The organism is Bradyrhizobium huanghuaihaiense (assembly GCF_007830635.1).
In the GTDB taxonomy this organism is placed as follows: domain Bacteria; phylum Pseudomonadota; class Alphaproteobacteria; order Rhizobiales; family Xanthobacteraceae; genus Bradyrhizobium; species Bradyrhizobium huanghuaihaiense.
In genome coordinates this window covers 1-15,590 of record NZ_VLLA01000035.1, presented here as the reverse complement: position 1 = coordinate 15,590, position 15,590 = coordinate 1, and the positions used below count along the sequence as shown (strand labels likewise).

Annotated in this window: 19 protein-coding genes; 10 read left to right on the top strand and 9 right to left on the bottom strand. The window is 62.8% G+C overall.

The genetic code is table 11. The features are described from left to right. Position 1: 1 nt before the first annotated feature. The 4 genes from IQ16_RS39175 (at position 2) to IQ16_RS39160 (ending at position 4,027) form a co-directional block, all read left to right on the top strand. On the top strand, positions 2–1,036 hold the full coding sequence (locus IQ16_RS39175) for a tripartite tricarboxylate transporter substrate binding protein (RefSeq protein ID WP_035667696.1): 1,035 nt from the start codon (positions 2–4) through the stop codon (positions 1,034–1,036). 295 nt (positions 1,037–1,331) lie between these two features. Then, entirely contained in the window at positions 1,332–2,012 is a 681-nt protein-coding gene (locus tag IQ16_RS39170) for a hypothetical protein (protein WP_018646771.1), read from the top strand. Positions 2,013–2,304: 292 nt separating this feature from the next. Then, on the top strand, positions 2,305–2,970 hold the full coding sequence (locus IQ16_RS39165) for a class I SAM-dependent methyltransferase (protein ID WP_026312578.1): 666 nt from the start codon (positions 2,305–2,307) through the stop codon (positions 2,968–2,970). Between the two features lie 13 nt (positions 2,971–2,983). Continuing rightward, a complete protein-coding gene (locus tag IQ16_RS39160; protein WP_018646769.1) occupies positions 2,984–4,027 on the top strand; it encodes a zinc-binding dehydrogenase in 1,044 nt (347 codons plus the stop codon). 54 nt (positions 4,028–4,081) lie between these two features. Here the strand turns inward: IQ16_RS39160 and IQ16_RS39155 are convergent, their stop codons facing one another. Continuing rightward, positions 4,082–4,408: a hypothetical protein gene (locus IQ16_RS39155; RefSeq protein WP_018646768.1), complete on the bottom strand. Its 327-nt coding sequence runs from the start codon at positions 4,406–4,408 to the stop codon at positions 4,082–4,084. Between the two features lie 280 nt (positions 4,409–4,688). Between IQ16_RS39155 and IQ16_RS39150 the strand changes: the two genes are divergently transcribed. Together IQ16_RS39150 and IQ16_RS39145 are read left to right on the top strand one after the other, a co-directional pair. Then, positions 4,689–4,907 (top strand): hypothetical protein, encoded by a 219-nt coding sequence (locus IQ16_RS39150; protein WP_020608070.1) that lies wholly within the window; start codon positions 4,689–4,691, stop codon positions 4,905–4,907. 10 nt (positions 4,908–4,917) lie between these two features. Further along, positions 4,918–5,373, top strand: coding sequence for a hypothetical protein (locus IQ16_RS39145; RefSeq protein ID WP_018646766.1), 456 nt, complete (start codon positions 4,918–4,920; stop codon positions 5,371–5,373). A 154-nt stretch (positions 5,374–5,527) separates the two neighbouring features. Here IQ16_RS39145 and IQ16_RS46980 read toward each other — a convergent pair whose 3' ends face one another. The 5 genes from IQ16_RS46980 to IQ16_RS39125 form a co-directional block, all read right to left on the bottom strand. Continuing rightward, a complete protein-coding gene (locus tag IQ16_RS46980; RefSeq protein WP_244636037.1) occupies positions 5,528–5,905 on the bottom strand; it encodes a hypothetical protein in 378 nt (125 codons plus the stop codon). After that, on the bottom strand, positions 5,899–6,603 hold the full coding sequence (locus tag IQ16_RS39140) for a M48 family metallopeptidase (RefSeq protein ID WP_244636035.1): 705 nt from the start codon (positions 6,601–6,603) through the stop codon (positions 5,899–5,901). The genes IQ16_RS46980 and IQ16_RS39140 overlap by 7 nt, the downstream gene beginning before the upstream one ends. Positions 6,604–6,624: 21 nt before the next feature. After that, on the bottom strand, positions 6,625–7,086 hold the full coding sequence (locus IQ16_RS39135) for a DUF2846 domain-containing protein (protein WP_026312577.1): 462 nt from the start codon (positions 7,084–7,086) through the stop codon (positions 6,625–6,627). 98 nt (positions 7,087–7,184) lie between these two features. Next, positions 7,185–8,207 (bottom strand): LLM class flavin-dependent oxidoreductase, encoded by a 1,023-nt coding sequence (locus IQ16_RS39130; protein ID WP_018646763.1) that lies wholly within the window; start codon positions 8,205–8,207, stop codon positions 7,185–7,187. Between the two features lie 9 nt (positions 8,208–8,216). Next, positions 8,217–9,302: an AraC family transcriptional regulator gene (locus tag IQ16_RS39125; protein ID WP_018646762.1), complete on the bottom strand. Its 1,086-nt coding sequence runs from the start codon at positions 9,300–9,302 to the stop codon at positions 8,217–8,219. A gap of 229 nt (positions 9,303–9,531) precedes the next feature. Here IQ16_RS39125 and IQ16_RS39120 point away from each other — a divergent pair, with 229 nt between their 5' ends. Then, positions 9,532–9,870 (top strand): hypothetical protein, encoded by a 339-nt coding sequence (locus IQ16_RS39120; RefSeq protein ID WP_244636033.1) that lies wholly within the window; start codon positions 9,532–9,534, stop codon positions 9,868–9,870. Positions 9,871–9,922: 52 nt separating this feature from the next. On the opposite strand, the gene IQ16_RS39115 is transcribed toward IQ16_RS39120, so the two are convergent. Together IQ16_RS39115 and IQ16_RS39110 are read right to left on the bottom strand one after the other, a co-directional pair. Continuing rightward, the gene (locus IQ16_RS39115; RefSeq protein ID WP_026312576.1) at positions 9,923–10,606 is read right to left on the bottom strand and encodes a class I SAM-dependent methyltransferase; all 684 of its coding nucleotides are present in this window, start codon (positions 10,604–10,606) and stop codon (positions 9,923–9,925) included. 26 nt (positions 10,607–10,632) lie between these two features. Beyond that, the gene (locus IQ16_RS39110; protein ID WP_018646759.1) at positions 10,633–11,091 is read right to left on the bottom strand and encodes an Rrf2 family transcriptional regulator; all 459 of its coding nucleotides are present in this window, start codon (positions 11,089–11,091) and stop codon (positions 10,633–10,635) included. A gap of 129 nt (positions 11,092–11,220) precedes the next feature. On the opposite strand from IQ16_RS39110, the gene clcA reads away from it, so the two are divergent. Continuing rightward, positions 11,221–12,672 (top strand): H(+)/Cl(-) exchange transporter ClcA, encoded by a 1,452-nt coding sequence (clcA, locus tag IQ16_RS39105; protein WP_244636030.1) that lies wholly within the window; start codon positions 11,221–11,223, stop codon positions 12,670–12,672. 203 nt (positions 12,673–12,875) lie between these two features. On the opposite strand, the gene IQ16_RS39100 is transcribed toward clcA, so the two are convergent. Beyond that, a complete protein-coding gene (locus IQ16_RS39100; RefSeq protein WP_035667676.1) occupies positions 12,876–13,100 on the bottom strand; it encodes a hypothetical protein in 225 nt (74 codons plus the stop codon). Positions 13,101–13,276: 176 nt separating this feature from the next. On the opposite strand from IQ16_RS39100, the gene IQ16_RS39095 reads away from it, so the two are divergent. Then, positions 13,277–14,005, top strand: a complete 729-nt coding sequence (locus tag IQ16_RS39095) for a Crp/Fnr family transcriptional regulator (RefSeq protein WP_018646755.1) — start codon at positions 13,277–13,279, stop codon at positions 14,003–14,005. A 182-nt stretch (positions 14,006–14,187) separates the two neighbouring features. Then, positions 14,188–15,045, top strand: a complete 858-nt coding sequence (locus tag IQ16_RS39090) for an HD domain-containing protein (RefSeq protein WP_018646754.1) — start codon at positions 14,188–14,190, stop codon at positions 15,043–15,045. Positions 15,046–15,590 lie beyond the last annotated feature (545 nt).

Below are 15,590 nucleotides of genomic sequence, written 5' to 3'. Positions count from 1 at the left end.
GATGGCCATTGGCGAAATCATCAATCACGACGGCGCTCGCGGGAAGGGTTTTGCCGTGCGGCGCTGGCTGAACCTCGCCATCCTCGCCTGCGCCGTCTTGCCGGTCGTCGCGGGGCTTGGTGTTGCGCCGGCGCGGGCCGAGTATCCCGAAAAGATCATCAAGATCGTGGTGCCGTTCGCAGCCGGTGGCGGGACCGACATCATCGCGCGAACGACGGCGCAGGAAATCCAGACGGATCTCGGCAAATCCGTCATCATCGAGAACAAGCCGGGCGCCGGGACCATCATCGGAACCCAGACGGTGGCCACCAGCGAGCCCGATGGCTATTCGCTGCTGATGGCGACCTTCGCGCACGCTGTCAATCCGAGCCTGTACAACAAGCTGCCGTTCGATCCGCACAAGGATTTTGCGGCGGTCTCGCTGATCGCGCGATCCTTCAACATCGTCGTCGTCAACCCGGCTTCCAAAATCAATTCGATCGCCGATCTGATCACTGAAGCCAGGGCCAACCCGGGCAAGCTGAATTTCGGGACGTTCGGCACCGGCACCTCGGCCCATCTCGCCGGCGAGCTGTTCAACGCCATGGCGAAGGTCAAGATGACGGCGGTGCCCTACAAGGGCGCGGCGCCTGCGATCAGCGATCTCCTGGGCGGGCAGATCGACGTGATGTTCACCACCGTGGCCAGCGCGGCCTCGCTGGTGGCTGCGGGTCAGCTCCGGGCGCTCGCCGTCACGTCCGCCGAACGTTCGGCCGCGTTCCCGCAATTGCCTGCTGTCGCCGAGGCCGGGGTGCCCGGCTACGCCGCCGAGTCCTGGTACGGATTGTACGCGCCGGCCAAGACGCCCGCTCCGGTGATTGCGCGCCTCAATCAGGCGGTCGCAAAGGCCGTCAAGTCCGGTGCCTTCAAGCAGCTTGAGGCCAACGAGGGCCTCATCATGGTCGGCAGCGCGCCGGACGAGCTCGACCGCTATGTCCAGCAGGAGGAGGACCGCTGGCGCAAGCTGGTCAAGGACGCGAACATCGAGGTGCAGTAGCAGGCGGATGCGGCTCAGCCGGGGGCTGACTTGCAATTTCGCAGATTGCGCGCACTTGACCAGAGCCGTTACCCTGCGAGTACTGATTCGGCTTCGCGCCTAGAGGTTGATCAGCCGCGAGTGCGACCGGGAGCCATGTCAACGCCGGCATGGTGTCCTGGCCGATACGTCCGCCGGCTGGTTGAAAACTGATCAACGCGCGGCTGCTATCGTGACGACTGGCATGAGGCCAGTCCCCTGCTTGTGACCCGGCAATGATTGGCGGCCGTCCAGGTGACACAGACCAGGAGGCCATATGGTTGCCATCAATTCCGTCGGCGCGACCGCGCTCACCATCCTGAAAGCTGCCAACGCTCAGACGGTTGCCGAGCCCGAAGCGAGTCCCATCAACGTTATCCCGCATGTTAATGCCGTGTCGTCTCGCTTGGCGCCGGGCGTGTCTGACGCGCTGTTGAAGATCGACGCGCTCGTCAACGGAAAGGCTGCCGCGGCGAAGGGAGGGAGCTCTGCTGGCGGGGCTGTCACTCTCTCTCGCGCGCGCGAAGGCCTTGTCGAATCGCGCATGATGAAGCTCTCCGAGCTTCCGGCGGATCAAGCCCAATACCTGGCGAGGTTCGGCGCAGATGCGGCGGTGCGCGTTGACGGCGTCGAATTGAGCCAGGCGGATTTTGAGCAAACGGTCCTCCAGTTCGGCATGGAGAGCTGGAAGGATCTACCGGGCTTCAACGACGCGCTTGCCAACGGAACGTTGAAGATCCAGCGGGCAAGCGACGTGCCCGAAATCGGCTACGAGTCGTTTGACTACGATATCTATAGCGGCGGAAACCTCCTCGGCGGCGTGGGCTGGGGCGGCATCAACAACAAGAAGCTCTACTTTGAGATCCAGGCGCAAGGCATTCGACAGGCCTTCGGGTCGATCCATGGTCAGGAGTTTTATGTGACCTGGCCTGACGCGAGCTTGGCGAAATCTTCGTAGAACCGGCCAGCCTTGCCGGCACCGCGATCGCCATCGCGGTGCCGGATGGCCGCGCGGCGGCCGGGCCGAATTCCTCCGGCGTCGCGCTGGCGACAAGTGCCTTCAGTCGGGAGATTCTTTTGCCGATAGCGCGGCCAGCGTGCGGACGCCGTCCCTTGCTCGCACGGCGCGGCATGATCATTGATCTGAAACAACGATGGCCTTCGGCGAAAGTGCTAGGGTTGAGTCGCGATTCACGACGCAGGGCCTCCCAAGGGCCTCAAGACAGCGCGTGACGGAATCCGAGGGCTCAATGGGACGACTGCTGAATATCGTGACGCCACTGCATACTGCGACCAAGCGCGACTACATGGGCCGCATGAACGACGACAAGATCGGCTGCTCGCTGAAGGCGCGGGAATACGAGGCCGATTACTGGGATGGCGACCGCCGCTTCGGCTATGGCGGCTACCGCTTCATCGAGGGGCGCTGGGCGCCGGTCGCCAAGGCGCTGATCGAGACCTACGGCCTGAAGGACGGCTCCAGCGTGCTCGACGTCGGCTGCGGCAAGGGTTTCCTGCTCTACGAGATGCAGAAGATCCTGCCGGGGTTGAAGGTCACCGGCTTCGACATCTCGAAGCATGGTCTTGCGCATGCGCACGAGCAGGTGAGGCCGTATCTGTTCAACTATCGTGCCCAGGACGTCTATCCCTATGGCGACGACAGTTTCGACCTCGTCATCTCGCTCGGTACCCTGCACAATCTCAGGCTCTACGAGCTCGATGCTGCGCTCAAGGAGATCGAGCGGGTCGGCAAGAACAAATACGTCATGGTCGAGGGCTACCGGAACGTCGCCGAGCTGCACAACCTCGAATGCTGGGCGCTGACGGCGGAGTCCATCCTGCACACCTCGGAATGGATCTGGCTGTACGAAAAGCTCGGCTACACCGGCGACTACGAATTCATCTATTTCGAGTGACCGGGCGCGCCTCATGGATATCAAGACTGCAAAGGCTGCGATTCTCGTCGAATCGGGCAAGCCGCTGATCGTCGACGAGTTCACCCTGCCGGATACGCTCGAGCACGGCCAGGTGCTCGCACATGTGCACACCTCGAGCATCTGCGGCGCGCAGATCAACGAGATCGACGCCGTCAAGGGCGTCGACAAGTTCCTGCCGCATCTGTTGGGGCATGAAGCGCTCGCGACCATCGTCGAGACCGGGCCCGGCGTCGTCTCCTGCAAGGAGGGCGACACCGTCGTGATGCACTGGCGGCCGGGCAAGGGCATCCAGTCCAACACGCCGGTCTATTCCTGGCGCGGCAAGCGCCTCAATGCGGGCTGGGTCACCACCTTCAACGACTATGCCGTGGTGTCGGAGAATCGCGTCACGCCGGTGCCGGCCTCGATCGACCGCACCAGTGCGCCGCTGCTCGGCTGCGCGGTGACGACCGCGCTCGGCGTCGTCAACAACGATGCGCAGATTGCCATCGGCGAAGCCGTGGTCGTGTTCGGCGTCGGCGGTGTCGGCCTGAACATCGTGCAATTCGCCGCGATGGTCGGCGCTCATCCGGTCATCGCGATCGACCGCCTCGACAACAAGCTGGAGATGGCGAAGCAGTTCGGCGCCACCCATACCGTCAACTCTGATGCGGTGGCGGACGTCGCCGCCGCGGTTCGCGCCATCACGGGGGCTGACGGACCCGACAAGGTCGTCGAGACCACCGGCGTCAGGAGACTGATCGAGCTCGCCTACGAGGTCACCGCCAAGAAAGGCCGCTGCATCCTCGTCGGCGTTCCCCGCGAGAAGGTCGAGATCTACACGCTGCCCCTGCACTTCGAGAAAGTGCTGAAGGGCTCGGAAGGCGGGCAATGCCAGCCGGCGCGCGATATCCCGCGTCTCGTCCGCCTCGACGAGGCCGGCAAAGTCAGTTACCGCGGCATCGTCACGCACGAGTTCGCGCTCGACGACGTCAATGACGCGCTGGATCTGATGCGCAGCGGCGAGTCGGGGCGAATCCTGTTGAACATCAGCTGAGCACTGCGGCATCGGCAATCGTCCCATGCGCAGGCTCCTGCCTGCGCATGGGATTCAGCGCAACCCCTGTTCGTCGATAAGAATGCGGTGGATCTCGATCCGCTCCGGCAGCTCGATCAGGAATTCCGGGTCGCGTGCGAGATGGTGGACCTTGCCCGGCTCTCCCTTGGTGAACGCCGTCATCGCCGCGACGTCCGCCCAGTATGAGATGGTCGTGAACCATGTTTCCTGGGCGCGGTCCTCGCGCAACTGCTGCACGCCCAGGGCTGTCTCCAGCAGCGGCGGAATCCCTTCGGCCTGCAGATAAGCCTGGTAGGCGTCGGCGACATCGCGGCGGGTACGGCCGCGCCAGATGCGCGCAATAGTCGGCTTGGTCGGCATGAGAGGCTCCCTTCGGTGCGCTGGAACGCGAGAGGGCAATCGGCGTGGCGGCGCCGCAGAGGAGTGGACGCAGCGAGACCACGCGCGAGGCGGCCCGCGCCAATCCCATTTTCACGACCACACTCAATGCCTCACTGCGAAAACGGTTCGGTTGCGCCCGGTGCAGTGTTTCGTCGCAGCCTCGAAGGTGCGAGATGGGTCATCGCGTGCCGGCTTGGAAGGAACTTCCATTTTTTCCCGGCGTTGAATGGCGGCTCGCACAAGGGAGCGGGTCCGCACGATGAAGAACCTTTCCAACGTCGCATTTCCTCCCGAGGTGATCGAATTGATGACCGCCGCACTGGAAGCTGCGGTTGCGACCCTGCCGGAGCCCGTGCATTCCGCGCATGTCAATGCACTCGCCGAGTCCATCCTGCGCACGGCGGGTTCGGGTGAACGTGACCCCGCCACCCTGCAGAGGATCGCCCTGATGGAGTTGCAATTGGCGCCGCGCCACTGATGAGGCCGACATGAAGATCACAGCTGCCGTGATCGTTGCACTCTGCGCGGCATCGTCCGTCGCCCGGGCAGAGAGCTGGACCACCTACCGGATCGCGGAATCCGGAACGGCGGTCGACGTTCCAGTTTCGATTTTCAGCGAGCCGGCCGGGAAGCCTGACGGATACGGCGAGCGGTTTCGCACGTCGGACGGCCGCGCCGATCTGACGGTGCAGGCCGTTCCCGATCAAGGCCTCTCGCCGGCCGAGTTCCTGGCCAGGAAGAGTCCACCGCCTGGCATCATCTATAAACGGATCACGCCTGGGTTCTTCGTGGTCTCCAGCGTCAAGCGCGACGCGATCTGGTATGACCGCTGCAGCTTCTCACGGGGCTACGTTCACTGCGTGCTGATCAACTATCCCGCGGCGGAGAAGCGGCAATGGGACCGCATCGTGACGCGCATCAGCCACAGCCTGAGCGGCGGCTGAACCGGCTGGCGACACAAAGGCTGCCCGAGCAAGTCGGGCAGCAGGTCGTGAGGAATAGAGCGTTGCCGCGCGAAGCAAATATCGGCTCGCGAGAGAAACCGGGCGCGCCACATGACGGCGCGACCCGGGGCAGTTGCTCAGGTTTCGGCCGCGATCACCTGCCGACGCTGACCCACTCCTGCGCCTTCTTCCGCCATTCCCCGTCGAAGCGGGCGGGGAGATCTTTGGCTGCGTCCCGTGAGAGAAGTTGGTCGATGGCGGATGTCCTGATCTCGTCGATCTCGGGAATGTCGGTGTATCCGAGGTTGGCGAGCCGCTTGCCGAAAGGCGGATGGGTCGAATCGGGATCATGCTCGCGGCTCAAACCCGCGACGGCAGCGGCGGCCATCGGCTCCGGCGCCCTGATATCCGCGAGCTGCTTGACGATCCGTTCGAAAGGCGGCCGCGGCGCATTGATTGCGCCCAGCACCTCTTTTTCCAGAGGGGCGAACACGAGATCGATGAGACGCGTTCCGCAGGCTTCCGTCAGCACCAGCGCACGCGCGGTTTCGCCGAGGCCAACCTGCTCGGCCGCACCGAGATCGGCGCCCAGCTCGTTCTCCCGCGATAGCGCGCGATACTCCTTCTCGAGCCATTCGAGCATGGAATGGAGCAGCGCCCGAACAATGCGCCCGGTGATGGTCCATTCCGGATCGGCGTAGAGGAAGACATTCTCCGAAGCCGCGATGAAATCCGCGAGGTTGATGCTTCCGAGGTGTGCCGAAGCTGGGCGTGCGCCACCTCATGGGCAACGACGGCGCGAATCGCGCGCTCGTCCAGAACGATGAGCATCGGCAAGCCGACGGTCATCGTGACGTGTTGCCCGAACAGCCCGGCGTACCGGCTCACTTCGCCGATCGAGGCGTTGAACTCAGTGTTGATCAGCAGGGTGCGGCGCGATCGGGCGAAGCTGCGATCGAGCTCCCTCCACATCGCCCAAAGGCCTGGAGCGATCGCCTCGTCGGCCTCAAAATCCCGATGCTTGCGCGAGGGCAGGAGCAGGAGCCCGATCGTGAGCGCCAGCGCGCCCAGGAAAATGGAGAACACGACAGGCGCCGTGACCAGCGCGGTGATCGTGTAGCGGTCCATCGCCACCAGCCAAACGGCCAGGATCACGCAAGCCAGCGCGACGGCCGGAAGCACGGCGTAGCGACCGAGGCGCAGGATGATGTTCAGGATGAAACGTTTCATCCGCGTCTTGAGTCGTCCGGCTCAGGCCTTGCCGCACGAGCCTGTGCTCTGACGCAAGCTGGCGACATCGGCGCGGCCCTGGCTTTCCGTGACCTGGATCAGCGTGATTGCGCCGGGCGTCACGATTCCCATCTGCGGCTGGGCGGAAAGATAGGTGGTGCTGCCGGCGCGCAAATCGAGGCTCAATTTCTCGCTTCCCTGCCCGAACAGATTGCTGCTCAGCGGCAGATTGTTGACGGCGACCTCGTGCCGGCCCGGAGGCAGGTCGCACGACACGAAACCCGCAGCCTGGCTGCCGCCAATCACGCGTCCGTCGACGGCGTAGTTGGGCATGACCGCAAATCCCAGGGCCGACGAGCGATAGACCACCAAGCGTGCCGTATTTGACTTGACGTTGTCAGTCAGAGCCGCGCCACCCAGCTGCCCCGATGCGCACCCCGCAAGCAACATGGCCACGGCAAAGATCCCCACCACCCCACGCATTCCAGCCTCAAATCGATTCCAATTGTCCCCGGGGACATCATTGAACTGGGTGGTGGTTGAAGTCAATCACGACCAAAGGTCGATCAGCATGGCCCGCCTTACCGCCACCCCAGCGCCGGCGCCACATGTTTGAGGATCGCCTCGATCGCATGCGCGCAATAGGCAACGCCGAGCTGGTTCGGAATCGTCAGCAGCAACGTATCCGCTTCCGCAATGGCCTCGTCCTGCCGCAGCTGCTCGATCAGCACATCCGGCTCGGCCGCATAACTCCGTCCGAAGATCGCGCGCGTGCGCGGGTCGATGAAGCCGATCTGGTCCTCGCCGCCGCGCTCGCCGCCGAAATAGGCGCGGTCGCGATCGTCCATCAGCGCGAAGATACTGCGGCTGACGGACACGCGCGGTTCGCGGGTGTGGCCGGCTTCCTTCCATGCGGCGCGATAGCTACGGATCTGCGCGGCCTGCTGCACGTGAAAGGCTTCGCCGGTCTCATCGTTCTTCAGCGTCGAGCTCTGCAGGTTCATGCCGAGCTGCGCCGCCCACACCGCGGTCGCGTTCGAGCCGGCGCCCCACCAGATCCGTTCGCGCAAGCCCGGCGCATGCGGCTCGATGCGCAGGAGCCCCGGCGGATTGGGAAACATCGGCTGCGGATTGGGCTCGGCAAAGCCTTCGCCGCGCAACAGGTCGAGGAAGACCTCGGCATGGCGTCGGCCCATGTCGGCGTCGCTCTGGCCTTCGGCCGGCCGGTAGCCGAAATAGCGCCAGCCGTCGATCACCTGCTCGGGCGAGCCGCGGCTGATGCCGAGCTGCAGCCTGCCGCCGGCGATGAGGTCGGCGCTGCCGGCGTCCTCCACCATGTAGAGCGGGTTCTCGTAGCGCATGTCGATCACGGCCGTGCCGATCTCGATCCTGCTCGTCCTCGCACCGACGGCCGCGAGCAGCGGAAAGGGCGAGGCCAGCTGCCGCGCGAAATGATGGACGCGGAAATAGGCGCCGTCAGCGCCGAGCTGTTCGGCCGCAACCGCAAGCTCGATCGATTGCAGCAGCGTGTCGCTGGCGGAGCGGGTCTGCGATTGCGGCGAGGGCGTCCAGTGCCCGAAGGAGAGAAATCCGATTTTCTTCATGGAGGCAATTTAGGGATGGTCGCGGCGATTTGCGATGGGCCCCTCGGAGGAAACCTGCTCACGAGCTGGCCCGTCGCCTGCGTCGTGGTCCGGTTCGGGGGTGTCCAGGGCGCGCCATTGCCTCGGTGTCATTCCGGTCCAGCGCTTGAAGGCGTGGGTGAACGCGCTGACTTCTCCGTAGCCGAGCAGCCAGGCGGTTTGCGAAATAGGCAGTTGATCGTTCTTCAGATAGCTCTTGGCGAGGTCGATCTTCATCTCGTCGAGGATGCCGCTGAAGGTCAATCCCTCCAGAGCGAGGCGCCGCACCAGCGTGCGATGGCTCATCCCCAGGCGGCGGGCGATCTCTTCGACCCGTGCCTCACGATGCGGGAGCAATGGGGCGATTGCATTCTCGACGCTCGATCTGAGCGGGACTCCGCCGGATTTCCGGTGTGCGAGTGCCTGCTCGCAATACGTCACCAGCAAATCGTTCAGATAGTGATCGGCACTTTCGATCGGCATCGGCCCCACGGATACCGGGAAAGCGATCTCGTCGACATCGGACCCGAACTCGATCTCGCACCCCAGGAACGACCTGACCTCTGTGGGCGTCGTTCGACGGCGATGCACCATTTTGAGTCGGCTCGGGATCAGGCGGCGATTGGTCAGGGTGCGGTTCATGCGAATGATTGAGGTCAGCCAGAATTCGATCTGGTGCTGGTCCGAGCGCCGTTCCACACCGACATATTTCAGCGTGATCGTCATCTCTTTCGCGGCGAAGCGCAGCGAAATCCCCTCGTTGGCGAGACGGCAATAGCGCTCGGCCTTTGCCAAGGCTTCGGCGATCGTCCCGGAGGATGCTGCCACGTAATAGAGCAGGCCAATTTCACGAAGGTCGAAGTCTCGTGCCAGGTGGAAGCCGAGGCTGTCGTCCTGCAACGCCTCGGCCCCAAGTTCCAGAAACCTGATCTGGCTCTCGGCGCTCAGGCGCGCCTTGCGATCCTCGATCTGCTTGAGAGTCAGTCCGGCCCTGGACAGCAGACTGTCCGCCTCGATGCCGGCGTCCTGCAGGCGTGCCCATACCAGGCGGGCGATTCCGCCGGTTGCACTGGGCATTGTTTCAAAATGGGGCGAATGGGCAGCCGGCACACCGAACCCTTTCGTCGTTGCCGCTGCGGGCCTCGCTCCTTGGGCTCGCCTATCGTGATGGCGGCATGAAAAATCAACTTATTGGCTCACGATAACAAGAAACCGGGAGGCGTGTGACTTAAATCGCTTGTCTGCCCCCGAGACTGGTCTTGCGTTCTCGGGGCAGCCCCTTTCCCCGAAAGCTACGATGGCCTTGATGTCCAGCAGTGACGGCGCCGCGCCGCCCATCAACGTGAAGATTTTACGAGGTTACGGAACGTTGCTCGGAATTCCCCATATCGCCCATGGCTCCCGGACGGTTGCGCTCGAGCGGGTCGGGGATTGCGAGATCAGCATGTTCGAAGCGCTTGGGGCGGGCTTGCCCGACAGCCCGTTGTTCTGGATAGAGCTGTTCGACCTCAGCGTTCATGCCTCGCTCGACAGTCGCGGCTGTCACAACATGCGCGATGCGGTCGCAGCGTTCGAGGACTTTGCTTCGCGAGCGAGCCGCTTGGCGGAAGCGCCGCTTTGTGCAGACAGCGAAACGGTAGGCTGACAATCGCCGCGCAGACCGCCAGCTCCCGGCAAAGCCGTGCAGCTGATTTGCCTCAGGCGTAGGCCACCCAGCCGCGGAAGGCGAAGCCGGTGTAGAACAGCGTCGGCTCGGAGAAACCGGCCTCGCGCAAGATCACCTCGTCGTGAGCGGGCGCCAGAATCTGCAGATGGTTGCTGACGGCATCCTGTGCGGCCGCGGCCTGCTCCGGCTCGACACCGGATGCGGCCAGGAACGCTGAGTACCGCGCCAGCCACAGCGGACGTTCCTTCTCTCCATCGGGCGCGCTCAGATGCGCGACCACGAACGGTGCGCGCGGTTTGAGCCGGCGGCGGACCTCCGAGGCGATCCGGCGTCGTTCGGCGACATCCACGAAATGGAGGGTCAAGAGGCAGGTGGCGCCGTCGAACGGTCCCTCCGGGGCATCATCGATGTAGCCTTGGTGAAAGCGCGCACGTGGGGCGAGTTCTCCCAGAGTCTGCCCGGCCAGCGCCAGCATCGGCCCAGAGGGGTCGACGCCGTCGAAGCGCCAACCGGGATGCGCCTGTGCAAAGGCTTTGAGCTCCAGGCCGCCGCCGGCGCCGAGGACGAGCACCTGCCCATCGCTGGGGACGCTTTCGGCCAGCAGAATTGACGCCATGGACTGCATGGCGTCATAGCCCGGCACGAACCGCCGTGGCCCTTCGGTATATCGAGCCACGAATTGCGGATCCGAGAATGCGGCTTGAATGTCGGTCATGATGTTGTCCCGGTGAATGGAGCCGTTCACGCGCCATGCGCGCTGATGTGGTGGATCTTTCGAGACCCGAGCCGCTTGCGCAAATCATCGCCCAGCATCGCCAGCGTCACCTCGCCGAGGCGCGCCAGCAGCAACGCCTCTGCATCGTGAAAAGCCTGGTCGAGCGCGGCATTGACGGCCTGCTCGACGAGACAGCCCGGCGCCTCGGTCCGGTTACCCATCGCCAGCAGTGACGGACTGCCGAGCGCGGCATAGATATCGCGCAGCGTCACCTTCGAAAGATCGCAAGCAAGCCGCCAGCCGCCGCCATGCCCCTTCTCGGAGCGGACGTAACCAAGCTCCCGCAGGCCCGCCATGATGCGGCGGATCACCACCGGGTTGGTGTCCATGGCCTTCGCCAGCGTCTCGGACGTGAACGGCCCAGCCTGCTGCGCCATATGCAGCAGCACGTGGAGGACGCCGGATAGACGGGAGTCTCGCCTCATGTAACTTTATATGTTACATGATGGCGCTGAGGTCAAGCGGTTTGCGCCCTCGCTGATCGTGGAAGAGGCGCGGGTCGAGCGCGGCGTTACGGTGCACGTCCGTGGGGATCGGTTGCGACGTCCAATCGGGTGAGGTCCTGGCGTGTCGGTCGGAGAGGCAGTTCTTTCAAGTCAGAACATTTTTTCGGGACATTCGCCGGTGATTTCGGCAAAGATTGCCGCTTGCGAAGGCCTCGGGATCATCGAGCAGCCGTGGACCATAACCCTGACGACGAGCGGCAAGTCGCGGATGAACGTCGCAGCCTGTTGGGGCTCGCGGCGATGGCTCTCATCGTAGGCGCAGCGACTGGATGTGTCGGGGCGATCTTCCGGCTTTTGCTCGTGCGTGCGGATGGTCTGCGCGATGAGATGATCGCCTGGGCCCATGGCCACGCAATCTGGGGGTTCTTGACCGTCGTCGGCGCTTGCGCCGTCGCAACCCTGGTTGCCGCGTGGATGGTGCGGCAATTCTCGCCACACGCTTCGGGCAGCGGCATTCCGCATGTCGAAGCTGTCCTGCGTGAAGAGATCCCACCGGCTCCGTTTGGTCTGGTGCCGGTGAAGTTCTTCGGCGGAATACTGGCGATCGGCTCCGGACTGGCGCTGGGCCGTGAGGGGCCGACCGTCCAGATGGGCGCCGGTATCGCGGTTTTCGCCGCGCGCCTCTGCCGGCTCTGTTGGGCGGATGCCCGGGTGCTGCTCGCGGCCGGCGCCGGCGCCGGCCTTGCAACGGCCTTCAATGCGCCGATTGCCGGGCTCGTGTTTGTGCTGGAGGAACTGGTGCAGAGGTTCGAGCACCGTGTTGCCGTCGCTGCCCTTGCAGCGCTGGCAACGGCGATCCCGGTCGCACGGCTGCTGCTCGGTGACGCGCCCGACTTCGAGGTCGCACCGCTGAGCTATCCCAGGGCTGAATCCGCCCCGCTGTTCCTGGCTCTGGGAGGCGTCGCGGGTCTGCTGGCCGTCGCCTACAATCGCACCCTGCTCGCGACCATCGCAGTTCGCGACCGATTTGGACGGCTGCCGATCGAGCTCCGCGCCGGATTGATCGGCGCAAGCGTCGGCATATTGGCCTGGTTCGCGCCCGAACTGGTCGGTGGCGGAGATCAGATCACGCAGCGCGCGTTGATCGGCCACGAGAATGCGGGGATCCTGGGATTCGCATTCCTGATCCGATTCGGTCTCGGCGCTCTCTCATACGCGGCCGGCACGCCCGGCGGGCTGTTCGCACCCTTGCTCGTGCTGGGAGCCCAGTCCGGGCTGCTGTTCGGAGAGGCTTGCCGCGTTGCGTTGCCGGCGCTCTCGATCCAGCCGGAAGCATTTGCATTGGTGGGCATGGCCGCTCTCTTCACCGGCGTCGTGCGCGCGCCGGTGACCGGCATCGTTCTCGTCGCCGAAATGACCGGTAACGTGACGATGCTGCTGCCGATGCTGGGCGCCTGCTTCATGGCGATGCTGCTACCCATGCTGCTGGGCAATGCACCGATCTACGATTCCCTGCGCGAGCATACGCTGCGCCTGGAGCGGCAAATCAGACAGAGATGAGATCGGTGTCATCCCCGACTACGCCGATGCGCGCGCAATGGTTCGGGCGTCCGGCTTCTTCAATCGGAAATTCTGTTCGTGAGTCGCGTTTCACGTCCGCATCGCGACAAATTCCACCTGGTGCCTCGATGTCGGCCGTGAGGAGTGAACGGGACGCCACTTTGACCGGAGCGAACGGGCCCGATTGACCCCAGCGGGCCCGATTACGAAGGGTAAAGCTGTCTAAATGCGATCTCGGAGATCGCGACCGCGTTGGTAACGCCGGTAGCTTCAATCTCAATGACTTTGCGGGCGACTATTTCGCAAATCGGATCGTTGCGATCCACCAGGTTAAGCTTGCGTAGCGTCCGGTTGAAGGCGAGTTCAAGAACGTGCCGCTGCTCTGGCGTCAAATTGATATTCGCAGAAATGAGCGGGTTGATTGGCAAGGCGCTGCTCCTTCTCCTAAAGGTGGGGAAGCGCAACTGGCGACCTCATCACCGATAAATGACTCTCCTGGTTGACGGCTCAATCATTGAAACTTCGAGAGACATATGGAGTTTAACCGGCGAGGAGCACACCGACGTATCAGGTGATACGGGTCTCGAACATAATCTGGAGTGCTATGGACCCCCATGAGACACTAATACGGAACTTGAAAGAGCATTCCCGGCTCCGGAGTGACGATATTGCGGAGATCTGCAATTTCTCGTTTGTGACCAAAGAGCTGTCGCCCGATCAGGACTTTATTCGCCAGGGAGACCAGCCGAAGCACGCGGTTCTGGTCGTGTCGGGAATGGTCGGCCGATATCACCTGCTGAAAGGAGGGCGTCGACAATACTTGTCCTTTCACATGTCGGGCGATCTGCCCGATGCACAGGGATTGTTCATCGAAAGAATGGACCATGCGCTTTGCTCAATTGGTCCTGCGCGCGTGGCCTTCATACCGCACAAACAAATATTGGGTGCCTTCGAACGACGCCCCTCGCTGGGTATCGCCATCTGGAGAGAAACTCTGCTGGACGCCGCGATCTTCCGGGAAGCAATCACGAACAACAGCGCGAGATCAAGGCCGACCCGAATGGCGCATTTGTTCTGCGAAGTATTCTATCGGGCACGCCTCTCCCAGCTCAACAAGGGGAACAGGTGCTCGATCCCATTGACGTTGCCCCAGCTTGGGGAGACGCTCGCCATGGCAATCGCGTCGGTCAACCGCGCTCTTCAACAGTTGCGTTCGTCTGGTAGCATGGATTTCCGCGAGGGCGAGTTGATCGTTCTAAACTGGCGCGAGCTCCAACGGCTTGGTGAGTTCAATCCAGATTACTTGCATATGAAGAAGCCGCTAACAGGTTGAACCAGTTGCGGGCCAGCCTCAGCGGAAGTCGCTACTGGGCACACGCGTAGTCCGGCGTCGCTGCTGTTGATCTAAGTCAATTATCACCCATCCTTTGGCTTCACACTACTACGGTCGTCCTCTCCCTCCCGATCCTGCAGAAGGCCTCCTGAAGGTTCGGCGACCAAAGTGAGAGATTGCTCATGATAACGATCCCGGAACTGACGTCCCAGGCGCTCGGTGCGTTCCTGATCTCGGAGACAAGCGGTCGCTTCGGCTCGTCCCACGCCAGCTTGCCGGAATTGCTCCCCTATGCAGCAAAGCTGGCCCTGGAATGTATTGGTAACAGCGATGCGCTCTACCACAACGTCGAGCACACCTTGTTGGTCACGCTGGTGGGGCACGACATCCTGATAGGGCGCTCCCTTCTTAGGCCAACGACGGCTGGCGACTATGCGCACTTCATCCTGGCGTGCCTGCTTCACGACATTGGCTACGTTCGGGGAATAGTTCACGGAGACCAGGACGGTGCCTATGTGGTTGATGGTACCGGCCGAACGGTTGAGTTGCCGATCGGCTCCTCCGATGCAGCGCTTGCGCCCTATCATGTCGACCGCTCAAAATTATTCGCCGTGGAGCGTCTTGACGCAGTTGACGAAATTGACGCTGCTCGCGTTGCCCAAGCGATCGAATACACTCGTTTTCCTTATGCAGACGCATCAGCGAACGAACTCAAGGATGATCTTGACGAAGAGGAAGGTTTGTTGCTTCGCGCCGCCGACCTGATCGGTCAGCTCGGCGATCCGAACTACATGAAGAAATCAAATGCGCTGTTCTACGAGTTCGAGGAGATAGGACTCAACAAATCGCTCGGATACGCCACGCCCGCGGACGTGGTGTACAAATATCCTCAGTTCTACTGGACCAAGGCCGCACCGCACATCCAAACTGCCATCCGCTATTTGAATGTAACCTCGAGCGGAAGGCAGTGGATCAGCAGTCTCTATGGCAATGTCCTTCGCGCTGAGCGAGAGGTCGGACTTTCTGGTCCGGAGCTGTAGGCGAATACTGTGATTTCGGGTTGATCCCGATCAATTCTCCGACGCTCAGAACTGACGATAGCTGACATAGCCGGTGGCTCCAGTCGCGTCCCGGTGTTCGGCGCGTCTGCTCCTGCCCGAATGCGAAGTTCGGGCGACGTCCTCAGTTGTCGGCTTATCGGGGTAGACCGGAAGCAACCGGCCGACCTTCCAGACGGCGCTCATGACCCGAATGTATGGTCCGGCCGTGCGTAGCAAGAGGTTCGTCGATCAGGTGGTGAGTGGTCTTGCATCAATGTATCCGGCCTTTGATTGGAGCATTCTCTCCGGGCCATCATGGATATCAGCGCGCGTGCGTTCTCATTAGCGGACAGGCCTCGATTGGGCCATTTGGGTCACCAGTGTTCGCATGCGCCGGGAAGACCGAACCTCCATCTCGTCTCATCCTCTCGCAGACCTTGGCTGGAACCTGTTGATGGGGTTACGTCATCGCTTGCTCCTCCTACCTCGCAGTTCCTGTGTTCGAGCCGGGGGCCGTTCCTTCGTCCCGGCCCGCAGGACGTGCG

Coding starts and splice junctions, on each gene's coding strand:
- IQ16_RS39175 (WP_035667696.1), top strand. CDS start 2: ATGGCCATTGGCGAAATCATCAATCACGACGGCGCTCGCGGGAAGGGT.
- IQ16_RS39170 (WP_018646771.1), top strand. CDS start 1,332: ATGGTTGCCATCAATTCCGTCGGCGCGACCGCGCTCACCATCCTGAAA.
- IQ16_RS39165 (WP_026312578.1), top strand. CDS start 2,305: ATGGGACGACTGCTGAATATCGTGACGCCACTGCATACTGCGACCAAG.
- IQ16_RS39160 (WP_018646769.1), top strand. CDS start 2,984: ATGGATATCAAGACTGCAAAGGCTGCGATTCTCGTCGAATCGGGCAAG.
- IQ16_RS39155 (WP_018646768.1), bottom strand. CDS start 4,408: ATGCCGACCAAGCCGACTATTGCGCGCATCTGGCGCGGCCGTACCCGC.
- IQ16_RS39150 (WP_020608070.1), top strand. CDS start 4,689: ATGAAGAACCTTTCCAACGTCGCATTTCCTCCCGAGGTGATCGAATTG.
- IQ16_RS39145 (WP_018646766.1), top strand. CDS start 4,918: ATGAAGATCACAGCTGCCGTGATCGTTGCACTCTGCGCGGCATCGTCC.
- IQ16_RS39140 (WP_244636035.1), bottom strand. CDS start 6,603: ATGAAACGTTTCATCCTGAACATCATCCTGCGCCTCGGTCGCTACGCC.
- IQ16_RS39135 (WP_026312577.1), bottom strand. CDS start 7,086: ATGCGTGGGGTGGTGGGGATCTTTGCCGTGGCCATGTTGCTTGCGGGG.
- IQ16_RS39130 (WP_018646763.1), bottom strand. CDS start 8,207: ATGAAGAAAATCGGATTTCTCTCCTTCGGGCACTGGACGCCCTCGCCG.
- IQ16_RS39125 (WP_018646762.1), bottom strand. CDS start 9,302: ATGCCCAGTGCAACCGGCGGAATCGCCCGCCTGGTATGGGCACGCCTG.
- IQ16_RS39120 (WP_244636033.1), top strand. CDS start 9,532: ATGTCCAGCAGTGACGGCGCCGCGCCGCCCATCAACGTGAAGATTTTA.
- IQ16_RS39115 (WP_026312576.1), bottom strand. CDS start 10,606: ATGACCGACATTCAAGCCGCATTCTCGGATCCGCAATTCGTGGCTCGA.
- IQ16_RS39110 (WP_018646759.1), bottom strand. CDS start 11,091: ATGAGGCGAGACTCCCGTCTATCCGGCGTCCTCCACGTGCTGCTGCAT.
- IQ16_RS39095 (WP_018646755.1), top strand. CDS start 13,277: ATGGACCCCCATGAGACACTAATACGGAACTTGAAAGAGCATTCCCGG.
- IQ16_RS39090 (WP_018646754.1), top strand. CDS start 14,188: ATGATAACGATCCCGGAACTGACGTCCCAGGCGCTCGGTGCGTTCCTG.